Annotated in this window: 12 protein-coding genes and 2 tRNA genes; 11 read left to right on the top strand and 3 right to left on the bottom strand. The window is 59.5% G+C overall.

Annotation, left to right across the window (positions count from 1 at the left end; all coding sequences use genetic code 11):
- The first annotated feature begins 112 nt into the window (after positions 1 to 112).
- Entirely contained in the window at positions 113 to 1,450 is a 1,338-nt protein-coding gene (locus EDC14_RS06900) for a GH1 family beta-glucosidase (protein ID WP_132013538.1), read from the top strand.
- Positions 1,451 to 1,555: 105 nt separating this feature from the next.
- Here EDC14_RS06900 and EDC14_RS06905 read toward each other — a convergent pair whose 3' ends face one another.
- Together EDC14_RS06905 and EDC14_RS06910 are read right to left on the bottom strand one after the other, a co-directional pair.
- The gene (locus EDC14_RS06905) at positions 1,556 to 3,490 is read right to left on the bottom strand and encodes a pectinesterase family protein (RefSeq protein ID WP_165907856.1); all 1,935 of its coding nucleotides are present in this window, start codon (positions 3,488 to 3,490) and stop codon (positions 1,556 to 1,558) included.
- A 276-nt stretch (positions 3,491 to 3,766) separates the two neighbouring features.
- A complete protein-coding gene (locus tag EDC14_RS06910; RefSeq protein ID WP_132013540.1) occupies positions 3,767 to 4,573 on the bottom strand; it encodes a LysM peptidoglycan-binding domain-containing protein in 807 nt (268 codons plus the stop codon).
- Positions 4,574 to 4,836: 263 nt separating this feature from the next.
- Here EDC14_RS06910 and glpK point away from each other — a divergent pair, with 263 nt between their 5' ends.
- The 7 genes from glpK (at position 4,837) to EDC14_RS06945 (ending at position 14,048) form a co-directional block, all read left to right on the top strand.
- Positions 4,837 to 6,333 (top strand): glycerol kinase GlpK, encoded by a 1,497-nt coding sequence (gene glpK / locus EDC14_RS06915; RefSeq protein WP_132013541.1) that lies wholly within the window; start codon positions 4,837 to 4,839, stop codon positions 6,331 to 6,333.
- Positions 6,334 to 6,478: 145 nt separating this feature from the next.
- Positions 6,479 to 7,045: a glycerol-3-phosphate responsive antiterminator gene (locus EDC14_RS06920; RefSeq protein WP_165907857.1), complete on the top strand. Its 567-nt coding sequence runs from the start codon at positions 6,479 to 6,481 to the stop codon at positions 7,043 to 7,045.
- 142 nt (positions 7,046 to 7,187) lie between these two features.
- Positions 7,188 to 8,648 carry an NAD(P)/FAD-dependent oxidoreductase gene (locus EDC14_RS06925; protein WP_132013543.1) on the top strand — a complete coding sequence of 487 codons (1,461 nt, stop codon included), beginning with the start codon at positions 7,188 to 7,190 and terminating at the stop codon, positions 8,646 to 8,648.
- 77 nt (positions 8,649 to 8,725) lie between these two features.
- On the top strand, positions 8,726 to 9,979 hold the full coding sequence (locus EDC14_RS06930; RefSeq protein WP_132013544.1) for an NAD(P)/FAD-dependent oxidoreductase: 1,254 nt from the start codon (positions 8,726 to 8,728) through the stop codon (positions 9,977 to 9,979).
- Positions 9,972 to 10,316, top strand: a complete 345-nt coding sequence (locus EDC14_RS06935; RefSeq protein ID WP_132013545.1) for a DUF1667 domain-containing protein — start codon at positions 9,972 to 9,974, stop codon at positions 10,314 to 10,316. Before EDC14_RS06930 ends, EDC14_RS06935 begins: the two co-directional genes overlap by 8 nt.
- Before the next feature lie 342 nt (positions 10,317 to 10,658).
- A complete protein-coding gene (locus tag EDC14_RS06940; RefSeq protein WP_132013546.1) occupies positions 10,659 to 12,800 on the top strand; it encodes an ABC transporter ATP-binding protein in 2,142 nt (713 codons plus the stop codon).
- A gap of 78 nt (positions 12,801 to 12,878) precedes the next feature.
- Complete coding sequence (locus EDC14_RS06945) at positions 12,879 to 14,048, top strand: murein hydrolase activator EnvC family protein (protein WP_243662840.1); 1,170 nt, start codon at positions 12,879 to 12,881, stop codon at positions 14,046 to 14,048.
- 877 nt (positions 14,049 to 14,925) lie between these two features.
- On the opposite strand, the gene EDC14_RS06950 is transcribed toward EDC14_RS06945, so the two are convergent.
- Positions 14,926 to 15,822: a LysR family transcriptional regulator gene (locus tag EDC14_RS06950; RefSeq protein ID WP_132013547.1), complete on the bottom strand. Its 897-nt coding sequence runs from the start codon at positions 15,820 to 15,822 to the stop codon at positions 14,926 to 14,928.
- A gap of 174 nt (positions 15,823 to 15,996) precedes the next feature.
- Between EDC14_RS06950 and EDC14_RS06955 the strand changes: the two genes are divergently transcribed.
- The 3 genes from EDC14_RS06955 (at position 15,997) to EDC14_RS06965 (ending at position 17,564) form a co-directional block, all read left to right on the top strand.
- Positions 15,997 to 17,286 (top strand): adenylosuccinate synthase, encoded by a 1,290-nt coding sequence (locus tag EDC14_RS06955; RefSeq protein WP_132013548.1) that lies wholly within the window; start codon positions 15,997 to 15,999, stop codon positions 17,284 to 17,286.
- A 104-nt stretch (positions 17,287 to 17,390) separates the two neighbouring features.
- Positions 17,391 to 17,466: transfer RNA gene (locus tag EDC14_RS06960), tRNA-Lys, on the top strand.
- Positions 17,467 to 17,488: 22 nt separating this feature from the next.
- A tRNA-Glu gene (locus tag EDC14_RS06965) sits at positions 17,489 to 17,564 on the top strand.
- Positions 17,565 to 17,683 lie beyond the last annotated feature (119 nt).

Consider the following 17,683-nt stretch of genomic DNA (forward strand, 5'->3'; position numbering starts at 1 on the left):
AAAGCAAAAACTGTCCATTCCCGGGTAAATTTTGGCCGGAAATGCCCGGCTCGATACGGTATAATCTCGCTATGACCAAACGAATGTAAAGGGATGTCAGGAGGAGACCGAGATGCCAAAGCATGTTTTTCCGGTTGATTTCGTCTGGGGGGCCGCCACTGCGGCATATCAGATCGAGGGCGCAGTCCGCGAGGACGGACGGGGAGAATCCATCTGGGATCGCTTCAGCCACACTCCGGGGAAGATTCAGGGCGGAGACACCGGCGACGTCGCCTGCGACCATTATCACCGCTACCGGGAGGATGTCGCGCTGATGCGGGAGATGGGCCTGAAAGGTTACCGTTTCTCCATCGCCTGGCCGCGGATCGTTCCGGCTGGCAAAGGCGCGCTCAATCCGAAAGGGTTGGATTTCTATAATGCGCTGGTCGACCGGTTGCTGGCCAATGGGATTACTCCCTACGCCACGCTCTATCATTGGGAACTGCCGCAGCTTTTGCAGGACCGCGGCGGCTGGGATAACCGGGACACCGCCGCTTATTTCGCCGAATACGCCGCGGTGGTCTTCGAAAGCCTGGGAGACCGGGTCCGCCACTGGATCACGCTCAACGAACCTTCGGTGGTGGCGTATAACGGTCACGCCATCGGCGAGCACGCTCCCGGCTTCACCGACTATGCCCTGGCCGTGCGGGTCTCGCACCATCTCAATCTGGCCCATGCCCGGGCCGTAGCGGCCTACCGGCAGCTGAACCAGGGCGGCGTCATCGGTACAACGCTCAATTTAACCTCGGTCTATCCGGCCGGCAATGCGCCGGAGGATGGGGCCGCCGCCCGGATCGCCGACGGCATGTACAACCGCTGGTTCCTGGATCCGGTTTTAAAAGGCGCCTATCCCCGGGATATTCTGGAGTTGTTCGGCCAAAAACTGCAAGCTCCCGTCATTCAAGCGGGCGATCTGGAACGGATCGCGGCCGCGCCCATTGACTTTTTGGGCTTGAACTATTACTCGCGGCTGCTGGTCCGGTCCGCGCCATCGAGTCCTTTCGGCTATGAGGCGGTCCGGGGAGCCGGACCCTGCACCGCGATGGGCTGGGAGATCTATCCCGACGGGCTGTATGATCTGCTGGTCCGGCTCGACCGGGACTATGGGCATCCCCGCCTCTTGGTCACGGAGAATGGAGCGGCCTTTGACGATCCATTGCAGGCGGGGCGGGTCGCCGACCCGGAACGCATCGCTTACCTCCGGGAGCACTTCCTCGCCGCCCGGCGGGCTATCGAGAGCGGCGTTCGGCTGGAGGGCTATTTTGTCTGGTCGTTGCTGGACAATTTCGAGTGGGCTCATGGCTACAGCCGGCGGTTCGGCCTGATCTATGTCGATTATCCTACCCAGGAACGAATTTGGAAAGACAGCGCCCGCTGGTATCAGGGAGTGATCCGGCAAAACGGAGTCTGACGAAGCGGGAAAAAGCCCGCTCGGAGTCGTGCCAAAAAAAACGGGGTCTTTCCGCTAACTGCGGAAACGGCCCCGTTTGATCTTTCATCGGCTTAATGCGGTACCTCAGTAAGGCAGCTTCGGCGTGAACCCCAGGATCTTCTCGGGCGAGCTGTAATTCACCTGGTATTCCGCATCGGTCAAGAATCTTCGGGTCGCCGTTTCCACCGGTGTCGCACCTTCGCCGCTGTTTTGATACTCCCGGAAGAACTGCTTGGCGGCGGTATTGACATTATCCCAGTCGGTCCAGGCGTCGGGATGGATCCGGCCGTGAAGCGCGGAGGAGATCAATACGACCTTGGCCGGGTTGGGCGCGCCGTTGCTGCCGCCGGTCCAGGCTCCCCGGCCGAGATAGATGTTTTTGGCGGCCATGGCGGGATCCACGGTCAACAGGCAGTCTTTGAAGACATAGCCGTTGTTGAATCCGGCGCCCTGCGTATCGGACGGAGCCGCCGCGGTGATGTAGCCGCCCTCTTTGTAGTAGAGCGAATGAATATGGCAGTTGGCGAAGAGGACGGTGGCGCCGCCGCAGATGAAGTCGACTTCGCCCTCGATATAACAATTTTCGAAGTAAAGCCTTCCCGACCGCAGGTACATCGTATCCTGCTGCCCGAGAAAGATGCAGTTCTTCAAATAGCCCCCTTGCACGTTCCGGGTCGCCAGGGTGATGGAGCGCCGCTCCACGTTGTCCCAGGTCCGGTTCCATTCCGGCCCCTTGTTATAGAAAGTGATGTTTTCGGCCGTAAAATAGCCGGCCTCGGCCAGATTCACCTCGACCAGCAGATTGCCGTCGATATTGCCGTAATCGGCTTCATAACCGTAGATGATGGTATTGGCCGGGCTTTCCCCGACCAGGCTGAGATCCGGCTTGGTAATCTTCAGCTTTTCCTGATAGAGGCCGGGTTTGATATAGATGACCGCGCCGGGTTTTACGGCGTCAATGGCCGCGGCGATGGTCCGGTAAGCTCCGTTGGCCCCGCTGGGCTCGACGATCGCTGCGGCAATCCTGGCAAGGTCCGCCGGCAGCTTCGGGTTGGCCGTTACTTTTTGGGCCGCGTTTTTGCTATACGGCAGCTTCGCCAGGTCGATGACCCCGTCCTTGATCAAGGAGGGATCGACGTAATTCGGATCTTTGCTGCTGGCGTCGGCGGCCGTCAGATTGATGCCGGCCGGTTTTTTGGCTGGTTTCTTGCTGACCGGGTCGGGGTCGTTCACCAATACCGGCTTGGCTTCGAGATCCCAGCCGACGATCTTGCTCAGCTCGGCCAGACTCTTGCCGCTGACGTCTTCGTTCTTGATCAGGAGCAAATAAGGGTAGCGGCCCAGCCCATTGGTGCTGCCATCGTTCTCGCCGAACTGGATGAAGTTCCCGGAGCCGTTCTTCTTTTCAAAATTCGCGGTCTGGTGCCGTTGCTTGCCATCGATAAAGGCGCTGGCGGTCATCGCCTTGCCATCCGGCGCCAGGTCGAAGACCAGCCGGAAATCATGCCAGTCGGAGACGATATTCTCCGGATTCAAGCCGGTCTGGCCGGTACTGCCTTTGATCTGGTTGCTGGCATTGTGGCGCAACACCGACTGGTACTCGCCCCGCTGCCACATGGCCCAGAGAATTCCGAACGGAGTCCCCCGGTCGGGAACCACCGCCCCCTTTGCCTTGAAGATCAATGTCAGCTTGGTTTCGGTCCCATCGAGCGGAATGGTCAGGACATCATTCTGGGCATCCAGCGTATTCAGTTTCAAAAGCTTGTGACCGGCCGCATCGTTGACCAACGAGAAGTGCGCGTTAAAAGTGACGGTGGTTTGAAATCCGTTGGCCTCGATGTCCGCCTTGGCGTCCGTGGCATTCTTCAACCCCGGGATGTACAGGATGTAATTGGCCGGCACGCTGAGATTGGCGGCGTTCTTGGCGGTCGGCGGCGCTTCCTGGCCATAGAGCGGAACCAGCGAGCCACAAAATAACAGCGTTGTCAGGAGCGCCATGGCGAATCGTTTTTGCTTCATCAATTTCTCCCCCTTTTTGCCAAATGGAAATTTGGATAAATGTTTCCACATATTTCAATAAGGATTCTGAAACCCCTTGGAAATCTGACGATCTCGGCAAAAAATGAGCGGAATTGCGCGGTTTTGATTACAAAAATTGCGCTCGGAAATCGCGGGGATGAAAGCGGAAGGGATTGAGATCAATAAAAAAGGGACTGTTCGATATCGTTTGGAAACAGTCCCTCATCGCTTGATTGGGGTTTGATTCTCTTTGAAATCTGATGGTGCTTCGCGCCTTTACCCCTGGCAGGGAAGCAGATCGCCATGGAGCAGCGCCGAGCCTTGACTGCCGGACCCGGTATTGAGCGGGCGGATCTCGGCAGTATCGCCGACAATCGGCGGCCAGGCGGTGATGGTAGTGCCGGACCAGGTGATCAACTGATCCCCGAAACCCGAAGCGACCAGCCGGATCGTGACGGTTTCGCGGGGCGCCGCGGGGTTATCCGTGATCAGGCTCAGCACTCCGGCATAGGAATCGTAATCCCCGAAGGCGGAAGGGTTAGGCAAGGGAGCGGCGGCAATGGTATAGGCCCGGGTACTCATGGCCACTTGACGGACGGTGGCCGAGCCGATCGGAATGTCGGCATCCGGGGGTATCACCGCTAGGACGGGTCGCAGCAAGGAACAGAAGGGCGTGGGAATCAGCGCCGGCTGTTGCGGCGCGGTTCCCGGGATGCAGATCGTCTGGCCCACCGTCAGCCGGCTGGGGTTCACGCCGGGGTTGGCCGCGGTGATAGCCTGGACCGTGACGCCGTAGCGCGCCGCCAGCGTGTAGAAGGTATCGCCGGAACGGATCGTATAACGGGTGCCGGAACAGGTCCCGGGCGAAGGTCCGGCGCCGGTTCCGGGCACGCAGAGCGATTGGCCGACGCGGAGCGCATTGGGATTCACTCCGGGGTTGAACGCCGCAATCGCCGCCACGGTTGTTCCCAGGCGTTGCGCAATGGAATAAAACGTATCGCCGGCCCGGACGGTATGAGCGGCGGAACCGGCCGGACAGGGCGGGTCGGCTTCGGGATAGAGGGAATGATTATGGATGGACATCGTCATCACTTCCTTACGGATTGGCTGAAGTCGTAAAATGGCACCGGATTAATATATGAAAAAGGAACGGGGTCAGTGAGAGATCGGGTTCCAATGCGGACCGATATTGACAGGCTTTTCTCCTTTCATATATAATAAGGACAGCGACTAATCACGTCCAGAGATGATGAGAGGACCGGAGACGTTTATTTGTTTTCGGTTTTTTGTTATGCAATCGGCATGGATACAGGTTTATATCACGGAATCGGACGGAGGGAGAGCCAATGACGGCAAGTTACATCATTGCCATCGATCAAGGCACTACGGGAACGACCATGCTTGTGCTGGACCGGGCCGGGCAAATCGCTCACAAGTATTACTGTCCCTTGCCCCAGAGTTATCCGGAACCCGGCTGGGTGGAGCATGATCCGGAGTTGATCCGGGAAACCGTCTGGAACGGATTGCGCGAGATAATGGCTTTGCCCTGGTTGAAAGAGGGCGCGGTCGCGGCCATTGGCCTGACCAATCAACGGGAGACCATTGTGATGTGGGAACGGGACACCGGCCGGCCGGTGTATCCGGCCATCGTCTGGCAATGCCGCCGGACCGCCGAGGCTTGCGCCCGCCTGGAAAGGGAAGACCATGGCGCCACGATTCGCGCCAAAACCGGACTCCGGCTCGATCCCTATTTCTCCGCCACCAAACTGCAATGGCTGTTGGAGAACCGTCCCGGGCTGCGCGAACGGGCCGAGCGCGGAGAGCTGGCTTGTGGAACGGTGGATTCCTGGCTGATCTGGCAGTTGACCGGAGGACGGGTCCACGCCACCGATTATTCGAACGCCTCGCGAACCCTGCTCTTCAACATTCATGAGCTGCGCTGGGACCCGGAGTTGCTCGAATTGTTCGGGGTCCCCGCCAGCCTGTTGCCGGAGGTACGGCCGTCGGCCGGCGATTTCGGTTGGACCGATCCGCGTTGGACCGGCGTTTCGTTGCCGATCACCGGAGTATTGGGCGACCAGCAGGCGGCTTTGTTCGGCCAGGGGTGCCTGCAGCCGGGGATGATGAAGAATACCTACGGCACCGGGTGCTTCCTGCTGATGAATACCGGAACGGCGCCTTCCCCGCCCCAACACGGGATGCTGGCCACCATCGCCTGGGGGCTTGGCGGCCAGGTGACCTATGCTTTGGAAGGGAGCGTCTTTAACGGCGGAACCGTGGTGCAATGGTTGCGCGATGAGCTGGGCCTGTTGCAGCGGGCCGCCGACTCTCAAACCCTGGCGCTCTCCGTCCCCGACAGCGGCGGCGTTTACTTCGTGCCCGCCTTCACCGGCAGCGGCGCTCCGTACTGGGATCCCTACGCCCGGGGCACCATCGTCGGCCTGACCCGGGGAACGACCCGCGCCCAACTAGTCCGGGCCGCCCTGGAAGGAATCGCCTACCAAGTGCTGGAAGTGGTGGAATGCATGAGTCTTTCGGTCGGACGAAAGCCGGCCGAGTTGCGGGTGGACGGCGGTGCCGCGGCCAACGATTTTCTGCTGCAATTTCAGGCGGACATCTGCGATCTGGGGATTCGTCGCAACCGCTCGCTGGAGTTGACCGGGACCGGCGCCGCCTTCATCGCCGGCCTGGCCGTCGGTTTCTGGAACGATCCCGGAGAGCTGGCGGGACTGGTGACATTGGAACGCGATTTCCAGCCGGCCATGGCCGGAACGGAACGGGAGCGGCTGGTGGCGGGCTGGCGGCGCGCGGTGGAGCGTTCGGGAGGCTGGGCCGGGGCCTAACTGCAACGGAAAAACGGAATGATTCCGAAAACGGGTTATGTCTGGCACGGCTCGCGCATACAATAGAGAATCAGATTCTCGGCAACTCCAGCTGCCGTGTTGCAACCGGCCCCAGGGTTGCCAATCCTCAGTAAGGAGTTGCAGCATGGAACAACAGCTTGCCAATTTATTAGAAGCCCAACCGATCATCGCGGCGGTCCGTGACGAACAGGGCCTGAATCAGGCGCTCGAGGCGCCGGTGGATGCCATTTTTTTGCTCGATGCGATGTTGAATAACTTAAAAAAAAGGGTGCGCCGCATCGAGGAGCACGGGAAACTGGCGTTTGTCCATATCGAGATGGTGGCCGGCCTCAGCAAGGACCAGGCGGCTTTGGAGTTTTTGAAAGAAGAGATCGCGCCGACGGGAGTGATCACCACCAAGCCGAGCCTGGTGCAGTCCGCCAAGAATCTCGGCCTGGTCACCATCCAACGCTTGTTTATTCTGGATTCGTTATCGCTCCAGACCGGATTGCGGATCATCCAGAGCCATCATCCCGACTTCATTGAGGTGATGCCGGGGGTGATCCCCAAGGCGATTACGGAGATGAAGGCCCATTGCCAGGTGCCGATCATTGCCGGAGGAATGATCAAGACCAAGGAAGAGATCATTGAGTTGCTCCGGGTCGGCGCGGTGGGCGTTTCGACCAGCCGGGCCGAGCTGTGGGATCTCTAAAACGGAATTGTATGAACCGCCATTGATATCATCTTTCATATCCTAACGCACCGTGTCCAGAGACGCAGAGAGGACCGGATAGGCATGGCACAGGAGTCGCCATGCCTACCGGTCTTTTTTATTTTGAGGAGGAGGTCCAGGGATGTTACAAAGCCAGTGTGATGTGTTGATCATCGGCGCCGGAGTGGTCGGCGCGGCCGTTGCCCGGCAGCTCTCCCGTTTTGAATTGCGGGTCATCCTGATTGAACGGGAGGCCGATATTGCCTGCGGCACTTCCAAAGCCAACAGCGGCATTGTCCACTCGGGGATTCACGACCATCCGGGCACGCTCAAGGCGCGCTTATGCGTGCGCGGCAATCAGTTGTATCCGGCGCTCGCCGCGGAGCTGGACTTTTTATACCGGCAGAATGGCTCATTGGTCGTGGCCCGCCAGCCGGAGGAGCTGCCGCTCCTGGATGAGCTGGTAGCTCAAGGCCGGCAGAACGGGGTACCGGGGGTCGCGCCCTTGACCCCGGCCGAGCTCCTGCAGTTGGAACCGAACCTCGCCCCCGATCTGGCCGGCGGCCTGCTGGTCCCGTCGGGCGGCATCGTGGTGCCCTTTGATCTGGTGTTCGCCCTGATCGAAAACGCGGTCGCCAACGGCCTGGAGTTAAGGCTGAATACCGAGGTGACCGGGATACGCCGGGAGGACGACGGTTTTCTGGTCGAAACGACCGGCGGAGCGTTCCGCGCCGCTTATGTGGTGAACGCCGCCGGCCTGGGCAGCGCCGCAATCGCCCGGATGGTAGGGGACGAATCCTTCGCCATCCATCCGGTGAAAGGTGAGGAGTACCTGCTGGACCGGCGCTTGGAAGGCTTGGTCCGGCGGACGGTTTTTCCGCTGCCGACGCCGCTCTCCAAAGGGATCCTGGTGATTCCGACGGTCGACGGCAATATTATGCTGGGGCCGACCGCCCATCCGGTGGCGGACAACCACGACCGGGAGACGACCGCGGCGGGGTGGGCCGAGATCTTCCGGGAGGTTCGCACGCTGGTCCCGTCGCTGAACCCGTCGGATCTGATCACCGCTTTCGCGGGGTTGCGGGCCGCCAGCGCTCAGGAAGACTTTATCATCGAACGTTCCAGGATCGCGCCGCGGCTGATTCATCTGGCGGGGATCAATTCGCCGGGTTTGACCGCGGCGCCGGCGATCGCCGAATATGTGGAGCAATTGTTGGAGGAGGGCGGCTTGCGTTTGACGACCCGTTTCGATTTCCAACCGCGGCGGCCGTTAGTCCGGATGCGCGAGCTCAGCCGCGAGCGGCAAGCGGAATTGATCCGGGAGAATCCGCAATATGCCAACATCGTCTGCCGTTGCGAGATGGTCAGCGAGGCCGAGATCCGGGCGGCGATCCGGCGCGGCGCGACCACTGTGGATGGGATCAAACTGAGGACCCGCAGCGGCATGGGGCGTTGCCAGGGTGGCTTCTGCACTCCGAAAGTGCTCCGGATCCTCGCCGAGGAACTGGGTTGTCCGCCGGAGGCAATCACCAAGAAAGGTCCGGGAAGCCAGCTATTGACGGGCCCGTTGCGCAGCTTCGGCTCCCATGACGGAACGCAGTAAAGCCCTTTCTCACTCCCGGGCGTGGCCGAGGGGGCAAATATCAGGACGATTCAGATCGATCGAGGAGGCGAAGCAAGATGCTTGAGAAAGACACGGACTTGGTAGTGATCGGGGCCGGGCCGGCCGGCCTGGCCGCCGCGTTGGCCGCCGCCGAAGCCGGCGTCGGCGAGGTGATTCTGATCGACCGGCTGGAGGAGCCGGGCGGCATTTTACAGCAGTGTATCCACAATGGTTTTGGATTGCGCTATTTTGGGGAGGAGTTGACCGGCCCGGAGTACGCCTGGCGTTTTATCGAACCGTTGGCCCAGTATCCCCAGATTCAGTTAAAGACCGGCACCATGGTCATTGAGTTGACCGCTGACCGCCGGGTGGTGGCGATCAACCCCCGGGACGGACTGGTAGTCTATCGTGCTAAGGCTGTGATCCTGGCGATGGGTTGCCGGGAGCGGCCGCGCGGCGCCATCAATATCCCGGGCTCCCGGCCGGCCGGAATCTTTACCGCCGGAACCGTGCAACGCCTGATGAATATCGAAGGACTGCTCCCGGGCAAAACGGCGGTGATCCTCGGCTCCGGGGACATCGGGCTGATCATGGCGCGCCGGCTGACCCTGGAGGGGGTCAAGGTCCGGGCGGTGTTGGAACTGTTGCCCTACTCCAGCGGGCTGCAACGGAATATCGTCCAATGTTTGGACGATTACCAGATCCCGCTGTATCTGAGCCATACCGTGACCCGGATCCGCGGCGAACAGCGGGTCAGCGCGGTCGAAGTCGCGCCGGTGGACGACCGGCTCCAGCCCCTCAGTGACCAGCGCTTTGCGATCGATTGCGACACCTTGGTGCTGTCGGTGGGGCTGGTTCCCGAGAACGAACTGTCGGTGAACGCCGGAGTACAGTTGGATCCGGCCACCGGCGGGCCGCTGGTCGACTCCAATTACCAGACCAATCTCCCCGGGATCTTCGCCTGCGGCAACGTGGTTCATGTGCACGACCTGGTCGACGACGTCACCGAGGAGAGCCGGATGGCGGGCGGCGCGGCTGCCCTGTATATCCGGGGCCAATTGGCCAAGGTCACGATGATCCGGGTGAGCGGCGGCCGGAATGTCCGCTCGGTGGTGCCGCAACAGATCGCGCCGGACCGGCCGACCACTCTGTACGTGCGCGCCCGTTTTCCCGAGCGGAACCGGATCTTGCGCGTCGCGGACAACGACCGGACCAAACTCCCGGTGGTGGCCCCCGGCGAAACGATCCGTTATACTCTGACCCCCAAGGAACTCCAGGAATACCGGGAGGATCTCTCAATCAGCATTGAAGGAGGGGCGAGTCATGCCTGAGATGACCTGCATTGTTTGCCCGGTGGGCTGCCGGATGACGGTCAAGGTGACCGGCACTGCGGTAGAGGTGACCGGCAACGGTTGCCGCCGGGGCCTTGAATATGCCCGGCAGGAAGCCATCGCGCCGCAGCGGGTTCTGACCGCCGTGGTCGCGGTGGCCGGGGCGGAACAACCCTTGCCGGTGAAGACGGCGCGGCCGATTCCCAAGGAGAAACTGTTCGCGGCCATGGCGGAGGTCAAAACATTGCGGCCGCAGCCGCCGATCCGCATCGGCCAGGTGTTGAAGGAGGACTTGGCGGGAACCGGGGTAGCCCTGGTGGCGGCCAAGAATTTTTAACTTTTTGCCGGCGCCAGCGACGGGAAAAGAGCGGCTTTTGAGATTGCGCCGCGGACATCGGGTTCGCGGCGGAAGCGTTTCCTAACGTTAAATTTAGCTCCGATCGCGAGAATGGGTTTAACAAAAGAAATTGGTTATGATAAAATTATTTAGTTAAACTGTAGTTAGACAAGTTCGAATCAATGATTTCAATCCCATTTTTCGGCTGTTCCTGCCGGACTGGAAATGCCTGAAGGAAAATGGGTCGAACTGATGAATCGCGAAAGCTGTTAAACGGAACCGATGAGACCGATCTTTCGTTTCACTTCGATAGTTTGGGCCGTCGAGAGGAGCTAATCCAATTTGAAATTTCACCGCATCATCCGTTATTTATTGCCCTTTAAAAGTCGTCTGGCAGTCGTGGTGCTGGTCTCGATCATCGTATCCGGCCTGACTTTGGCCGACGCCTGGTTGATGGGGCGCTTGACCGACGCCATCTTCTACCGCACCCGGGGGCTTCCGCTCAGCATCACTTGGCAAAAGAAGAACGCCGGCGACTACAAGGAATTCACCGTCATTTTGACCAAACAAGCGCCCTGGAGCGCGGCGGAACGCCGCAAGCTCTTGGAGCGGGAGGAGAAATACGGGGTTCAGGTCGTCTCCAGCAAGCTGGAGGGCGCCTCCGTCACCGAACGGATCCGGGTCCCCAAGAACATCGCCGGCGACCCCGTCCAGATGGTGGACGAGCTGCAAGCGCATCTGCGGCCGGATTTCGGGCCGCTGCGCGCCTATATCGTGGTCGAAACGAACGCGGCGGCCGCCAAAAGCCAAGGCCTGACCCTTCTGCCGCAGTTTTATACGATCTATATCATCCCGGTCGTCATTATCCTGGTCTATGTGTTATCGGGGATCTTCAAGTATGCCCAGGGCTACTTGCTGGGCTCGGTCAGCCAGCGGATCCTGATGCGGTTGCGCAATGAGATCTACGAGAACCTGCAGAATCTGTCCATCAGTTATTTCGAACGCCATCAAACGGGACAGACCGGCCAGCTGATCTCCAGGATCATCAATGACATCGACGCCATCTACTTCCTGTTCGCCTCGGGCATTATCCAAATGCTGCTCGAGCCGCTGGTGGTGATCATGGGCTTTATCTGGGGACTGATTCTGAATTGGAAACTGATCCTGCTGTTCTTCCTGGTGGTTCCGCTCTTGGCGCTGCCTGTCAATTACCTCAGCCGCTTGTTGCGGAAGGTGAATATCAATATCATGAACAAGGTCGCCGACATCACCGGGGTTCTGGAGGAGACCCTGAGCGGCATCCGGGTCATCAAGGCCTTTGGCATGGAAGAATACGAGGTCCAGCGGTTCAAAAGGGAAACCCGTTCCAGCTATGATGCGGCGATGCGCGGCATCCGGGTCAGCAATGCGCTGTCGCCGATCATTGACTTTATGATCTCCATCGGGCTGGCGATCTTCCTGACCTACGCCGGCACGCAGGTTCTGGGCGAAAAACTGACTCCCGGCGAATTTTTCACCTTTTCCTTTCTAATCAGCCTGATGGCCAGTCCGATCCGCAAGATCAGCAGCGTGTATTCGAATATCCCGCGCGCCCTGGCCGCGGCGGAACGGATCTTTGAGATCATCGATCAACAGTCGGAAGTGGTCGAGGCGGAGCACCCCATCGACCTGCCGGATATCCGGGGGGCCGTCCGTTTCGAGAATGTCAGCTTCGGCTACGATCCCGAATCCCTGGTGCTACGGGATATCGATCTGGAGGTCCGGCCCGGCGAGGTCATCGCCTTCGTGGGCCCCAGCGGCGCCGGGAAAACCACCATGGTCAATCTGATCGCCCGGTTTTACGATCCGGTGGCCGGTAAGGTTTTGATCGACGGCCAGGACCTCAAGGAGTTAAAATTGGACAGCTTCCGCCGGCAAATGGGGATCGTGCCGCAGGAGACCATTCTTTTCCGGGGCACGATCGCCGAGAATATCGGCTACGGAAGGATCGGCGCCTCGCCCGAGGAGATCGAGGCGGCGGCCCGGGCGGCCAATGTCGCCGAATTCGTCCAGCAGTTGCCGGAGGGGTACCAGACCCGGGTCGGCTCGCGGGGAGCGACCCTCTCCGGCGGGCAACGGCAACGGGTGGCCATCGCCCGGGCCCTCTTGCGCGATCCGCGGATCCTGATTCTGGACGAAGCCACCTCCGCCTTGGACACCCAATCCGAGGTGCTGGTGCAGGAGGCCTTGCAGCGTTTGATGAAGGACCGGACCTGCTTCGTGATTGCGCACCGCTTATCGACGATCCGCAGCGCGGACCGGATCGTGGTGTTGGAGAAGGGCAAAATCGTCGAGATAGGGACCCACGACGAATTGCTGGCGCGGGGCGGTCTCTACGCCAAGCTGTATTATACGCAGTTCCGGTCGCAAAAGACCGGTGGGGAGCGAGAAGAGGAGGAAGAGGGGCTGCCCGGAGCGTGGGGAGAGCCGTCGCTCGACCAGTAAATGCCAGAGAAGTTTCAAATAATGCTAAAGGAAGCACCCCGATTATGTCGAAGATCCCTATGTCAGGGGGTCTTTTTTTTGCTGAAAACCATCCGCAAGGTCACTCTGCTGTTATTGATCGTGAGTTTCAGCGCGGCGGCGCTGCCTTCGCGCGTTTGGGGGGCGGAAACCAGCCGTCAGCGCGAGTTGAAACAACTCATTCAGAAGACCCAGACCGAGATCGTCAACAAGAAAAAGAAAGAACGCTCCGTGATGAGCAATCTTTTCACCCACCAACAGAATCTGGAGCAGGTGAAGCAGAATTACCGCCAGGTTCAGACGCAGCTTTCCCAGGTTCAGAATCAATATGAACTGTCCAAACGGCAACTGGCCGGATTGCAGCAGAATGTGAAGCAGCTGGAACAGGACCGCGACGAGCGGCAAGCCCAGTTGAACCGGAGACTGGTGGCGATGTACAAATACGGCCCCCAAAACTACCTGCGAATTCTCCTGGAGGCGCGGGACTTCGCCGACCTGCTGTCCAGGTTTTCGATGTTTGCCTATATCGTCCGGAATGACCTGTCCGCCCTCGACCGGCTGGAATCCGCCAAAGCGGCGGTTCAGAAAGAACAGCGGCGGGTCGAGACCAAAACGGTGCAGGTGGCGAAGGAGTTTCAACAGGTCACCACGCTAAAAGAGCAAGTATCCCAGAAACAGCAGGAGATCGCCGCCAAGGTTGACTCCACCAAGGAAGAGCTGCAGAAGATCCAGGCGGACCGGGCGCGGCTGGAAAAGGCGCTGGCGGAGTATGAAGCGACCTCGCGGCAGATCGAGGAACAGATCCGCCGCCAGCAGCAGCGGAGCACCGGCGGAACGCTGGGCAGCGGCAAATTCATCTGGCCGGCGCGGGGCCGAATCTCCGACATCTTCGGCTGGCGTTACCATCCCATCTTAAAAACCAAGCGTTTTCATAATGGCGAAGATATTGCGGTGCCCACCGGCACGCCGGTCCATGCGGCGGACGGCGGAGTGGTGCTGGTCAGCGGCTGGCAGGGCGGTTACGGCTATTTTGTCGCCATCGATCACGGCAACGGCATCTCCACTTGTTACGGGCATAATTCGCGGCTCCTGGTCCGCGTCGGCCAGCGGGTCCAGCAGGGGGATGTGATCGCCTACTCCGGGAGCACCGGCCTGTCGACCGGCCCGCATATTCATTTTGAAGTCCGCGTCAAAGGCGTACCGGTCGATCCCCGGAAGTACCTGCCCTGAGCCGTGGAAGCGTCCCATGGCTGCGATATTTCGGGTGGATACAGCCCGAAGAAAAGCGGGTCTGGAGAAACGGTTCCGGCCTGAAAAGAATCGACCCTGTCATCGGCTCCGGCGGCTTTCCGGAGCCGCTTTTGCGCTGCGGGCTGCCGGACGCCGTGCCGGTCCGACCCGGGGCTGCGGTCTCATGTCAGGTATGGTCTTTCGTCCAACTAGGATATTCATCATCCTTGTTAGGATGAAAGCCATCCTTGTAAGGTATGCCGCGATCCTTTCAAAGGATCCTTTGATCCTTGTAAGGTATGCCATGATCCTTGTTAGGGATGGTCTTCATCCTTGTAAGGGATCCCATGATCCTTTCATAGGATCTTCTGATCCTTTCTTCCCGAAAGATCATCCTAGCATCCCGGAGCCTTCGGGAACCATCCCGGAGGCTCCGGGATCAAGGACCGAACCTTCGGGATGGTTCCACAAACCTTCGGGAAAGAGGACGAAGGCTTCGGGAAGCATCGACAAGCCTTGAGGAAGCTTCCCCAAACCTCCGGGAAGCTGCCCCGAGGCTTCGGGAAACCCGGACCGCCTTCGAGTCCGGAAAAAGTGCTCCCGATGATTCAATTTCTTAAGGGCCCGGCTTTTTGAAGATCGGGTTTCACCGGAGGGATGCCGCAGCGGAACGGGATAAAAAGACGAATCGGCCCATTGCTGGACCGATTCGCTGGGAAATTATTTGAAGAGGCCGGCAGCTTCATCCGAACAGGTACTCGCTTGGCGAGGCAAGTGAGCAGTCACCCTGGGGGTGAAGCTGTGATCCGCGTGCGGCGGGTCATACCGCTCGTCGCTGCCGGTCTCTCGTTCATTAGTATGGCCGGGGCGGGGACGATTATTCAGCCGGATCCTGCCAATTTTCTCCAAGCACCTGGCGGAGAAAAGCCCGGACCGGCCAGGTCAGGTATTTGTCGCGGCGGTAGATCAGATCGGTCTGACGGACCATGGGCCGCCAGCCGGCGATGGTAATCCGGCGCAGTTTTTGCAATTGCAGCTCTTCCCGCACCGCCACCTCGGGCAGGAAGGCCAGGCCCAAGCCGCTCTGGACCAGGCGGATGATGGCCTCCATGCTTTCTAGTTCCAGGGCGACCTGGGGTTTGAAGCCGTAGGACTGAAACTGGGTCTCCAGAAAACGGCGGAATCCGGAACCGGAACGGAAGAGGACCAGCGGCTCGGACTGGAGCGCCTCGGCGCTCAGGGATTCCGGGTACCCGGTGGGGCCGACCAGCCAGATCGGATCCTCGAAGATGGGAATGACCGTGAGAAACTGGAGCAGCGGCGCTTTGGGCCGGGTTGTGACCAGCCCCAGGTCGATGGAGTTCTCATAGACCAATTTGGTCACCAGCTCCGAGTCTCCGTTGCGGATCCGCAGCTCGATCCGGGGATAACTTTGGTGGAATTGTTGCAGAATAAGCGGTAACCGGAAGATGGTGTTGGTGGTCCCCGCGCCGATGGCCAGCCGGCCGCGGCTGGTGGAAAACTGGCGCATGGTCTCCCGGGCCGTCTCGGTCAGATTCAGGATCTGTTGGGCAAAGCCGTAAAAGACCTCGCCGGCCGGAGTCAGCGCCACGGTGCGCCCCAGCCGCTCGATGAGCAGCTCGCCCAGTTCCTCCTCGAGCCGCTTGATCTGCACCGTCAGCGCCGGCTGAGTCAGGTGGAGTTCCGCGGCGGCCTTGGAGAAGCTTTTGTATTCGGCGATCATCCGGAAGGATCGTAATTGCTGAAGTTCCATCCCGCTCTCCCCGTCCCATCGATAAATGGTATTTATGAAAAATATAAAATCTATTAAATTGTATTATACCATTCTTTGTGATAGGATCAAGGGGTGCGAGGCCGGCGGGCCGCCCGGGAACGGGGATCCGCCCCAATCGCTGAAAAGCCATCGAGTGGTGCGGGAGGTGCATCCATGTCTACGGTAGTGGTAGTTGGTTTGCAATGGGGCGACGAAGGAAAGGGGAAGATCACCGATTTCCTGGCCAGCCAGGCCGATCTGGTCGCCCGTTATCAAGGCGGCAACAATGCCGGCCACACGGTCGTGGTTGGCGACGAGGAATTCAAACTGCATCTGGTTCCCTCGGGGATTCTCTATCCCGGGACCCAGTGCGTGCTCGGCAACGGCGTGGTGATCAACCCCGGCGTGTTATTGAAGGAATTAGCCGGTCTGAAGGACCGGGGCATCGATATATCCGGTTTGAAAATCAGCGACCGGGCCCACGTGATCATGCCGTACCATCCGGCCCTGGACCAATTGGACGAGGCCAGCCGGACCAAGGGCAAGATCGGGACGACGGGCCGGGGCATCGGCCCGGCCTATGTCGACAAGTATGCCCGGTACGACGCGATCCGTATGGTCGATCTGTTGGACGAGGCGGAATTTACCGAACGCCTGACCGATGTTTTGGAAGTCAAAAATAAAACCCTGGACCGGCTCTTCGGCCATCCCGGCTTTGAGACAAAGGCCATTCTCGATGAGTATCTCGGCTACGCGGAAGCGCTGCGGCCGATGGTCACCGACACCTCGGTGCTGATCAACCAGATGATCCGGAAGAACCGGAAAGTGCTGTTCGAAGGGGCGCAAGGCACCTTGCTGGACATTGATCACGGCACGTTCCCGTTCGTCAGTTCCTCATCGCCTTCGTCCGGCGGCGTCTGCGCCGGCACCGGCGTCGGTCCGACCCGCATCGGCAAAGTGGTCGGAGTGGTCAAGGCTTATTCGACCCGGGTGGGAGAGGGGCCTTTCCCCACCGAGCTGCCGGAGGATTTGGTATCGTTGCTCCGGGACGGCCGGGGCCGGGAGTATGGCGTCACCACCGGCCGGCCGCGCCGCTGCGGCTGGTTCGACGGCGTGATCGCCGAGTATTCGGTGCGGATCAACGGCGTGAACGCCTTGGTCGTCATGAAGCTTGACGTCCTGGATCAACTGGAGACGATCAAAATCTGCACCGGCTACCGCTATCGCAATAGCGTCATCAAAGAGTTCCCGGCCAGTCTGAAGGTGCTTGCCGAATGCACCCCGGTCTATCAGGAGTTGCCGGGCTGGCTCTGCGACACCACTCAGGCCAAGGAGCTGAATGATCTGCCGCCCAAGGCCCGCGATTATTTGAGCCACATTTCCGACCTGGCCCAGGCGCCGATCGCCATGGTCTCGGTGGGCTGGCGGCGCGATGAAACGATCATGATCGAGCCGGTTTGGTAAAAGCCGATTTGGCAAGGATTGTAAGTGAAAAGAGTGTTGACAGGCTATATAAAATGTTGTAATATATAAAAGCTGACTGATTTAACCGCCAGCAACAAGGAAATGGGTCATTAGCTCAGGCGGTAGAGCACCTGACTTTTAATCAGGGTGTCCGGAGTTCGAGTCTCCGATGACCCACCATTTTTCAAATCCATTGCATAACGGTCCCATCGTCTAGAGGCCTAGGACACCGCCCTTTCACGGCGGTGACAGGGGTTCGAATCCCCTTGGGACTACCAAAAGTGAGTTAAACAAGGTTTTTAATGAACCTTGTTTTTTTATTTTCTACGTGAAAAACGCGTAGAAATAGATAGGACGGTGACCTTAAATCCTTAAAATCGTGTCACCGTACGTAGAA

It is taken from the genome of Hydrogenispora ethanolica (assembly GCF_004340685.1).
Lineage (GTDB): Bacteria > Bacillota > UBA4882 > UBA8346 > UBA8346 > Hydrogenispora > Hydrogenispora ethanolica.

What these genes read in the sequence shown, in the direction of transcription:
- EDC14_RS06900 (WP_132013538.1), top strand. Translation starts at nt 113, where the DNA reads ATGCCAAAGCATGTTTTTCCGGTTGATTTCGTCTGGGGGGCCGCCACT.
- EDC14_RS06905 (WP_165907856.1), bottom strand. Translation starts at nt 3,490, where the DNA reads ATGAAGCAAAAACGATTCGCCATGGCGCTCCTGACAACGCTGTTATTT.
- EDC14_RS06910 (WP_132013540.1), bottom strand. Translation starts at nt 4,573, where the DNA reads ATGTCCATCCATAATCATTCCCTCTATCCCGAAGCCGACCCGCCCTGT.
- glpK (WP_132013541.1), top strand. Translation starts at nt 4,837, where the DNA reads ATGACGGCAAGTTACATCATTGCCATCGATCAAGGCACTACGGGAACG.
- EDC14_RS06920 (WP_165907857.1), top strand. Translation starts at nt 6,479, where the DNA reads ATGGAACAACAGCTTGCCAATTTATTAGAAGCCCAACCGATCATCGCG.
- EDC14_RS06925 (WP_132013543.1), top strand. Translation starts at nt 7,188, where the DNA reads ATGTTACAAAGCCAGTGTGATGTGTTGATCATCGGCGCCGGAGTGGTC.
- EDC14_RS06930 (WP_132013544.1), top strand. Translation starts at nt 8,726, where the DNA reads ATGCTTGAGAAAGACACGGACTTGGTAGTGATCGGGGCCGGGCCGGCC.
- EDC14_RS06935 (WP_132013545.1), top strand. Translation starts at nt 9,972, where the DNA reads ATGCCTGAGATGACCTGCATTGTTTGCCCGGTGGGCTGCCGGATGACG.
- EDC14_RS06950 (WP_132013547.1), bottom strand. Translation starts at nt 15,822, where the DNA reads ATGGAACTTCAGCAATTACGATCCTTCCGGATGATCGCCGAATACAAA.
- EDC14_RS06955 (WP_132013548.1), top strand. Translation starts at nt 15,997, where the DNA reads ATGTCTACGGTAGTGGTAGTTGGTTTGCAATGGGGCGACGAAGGAAAG.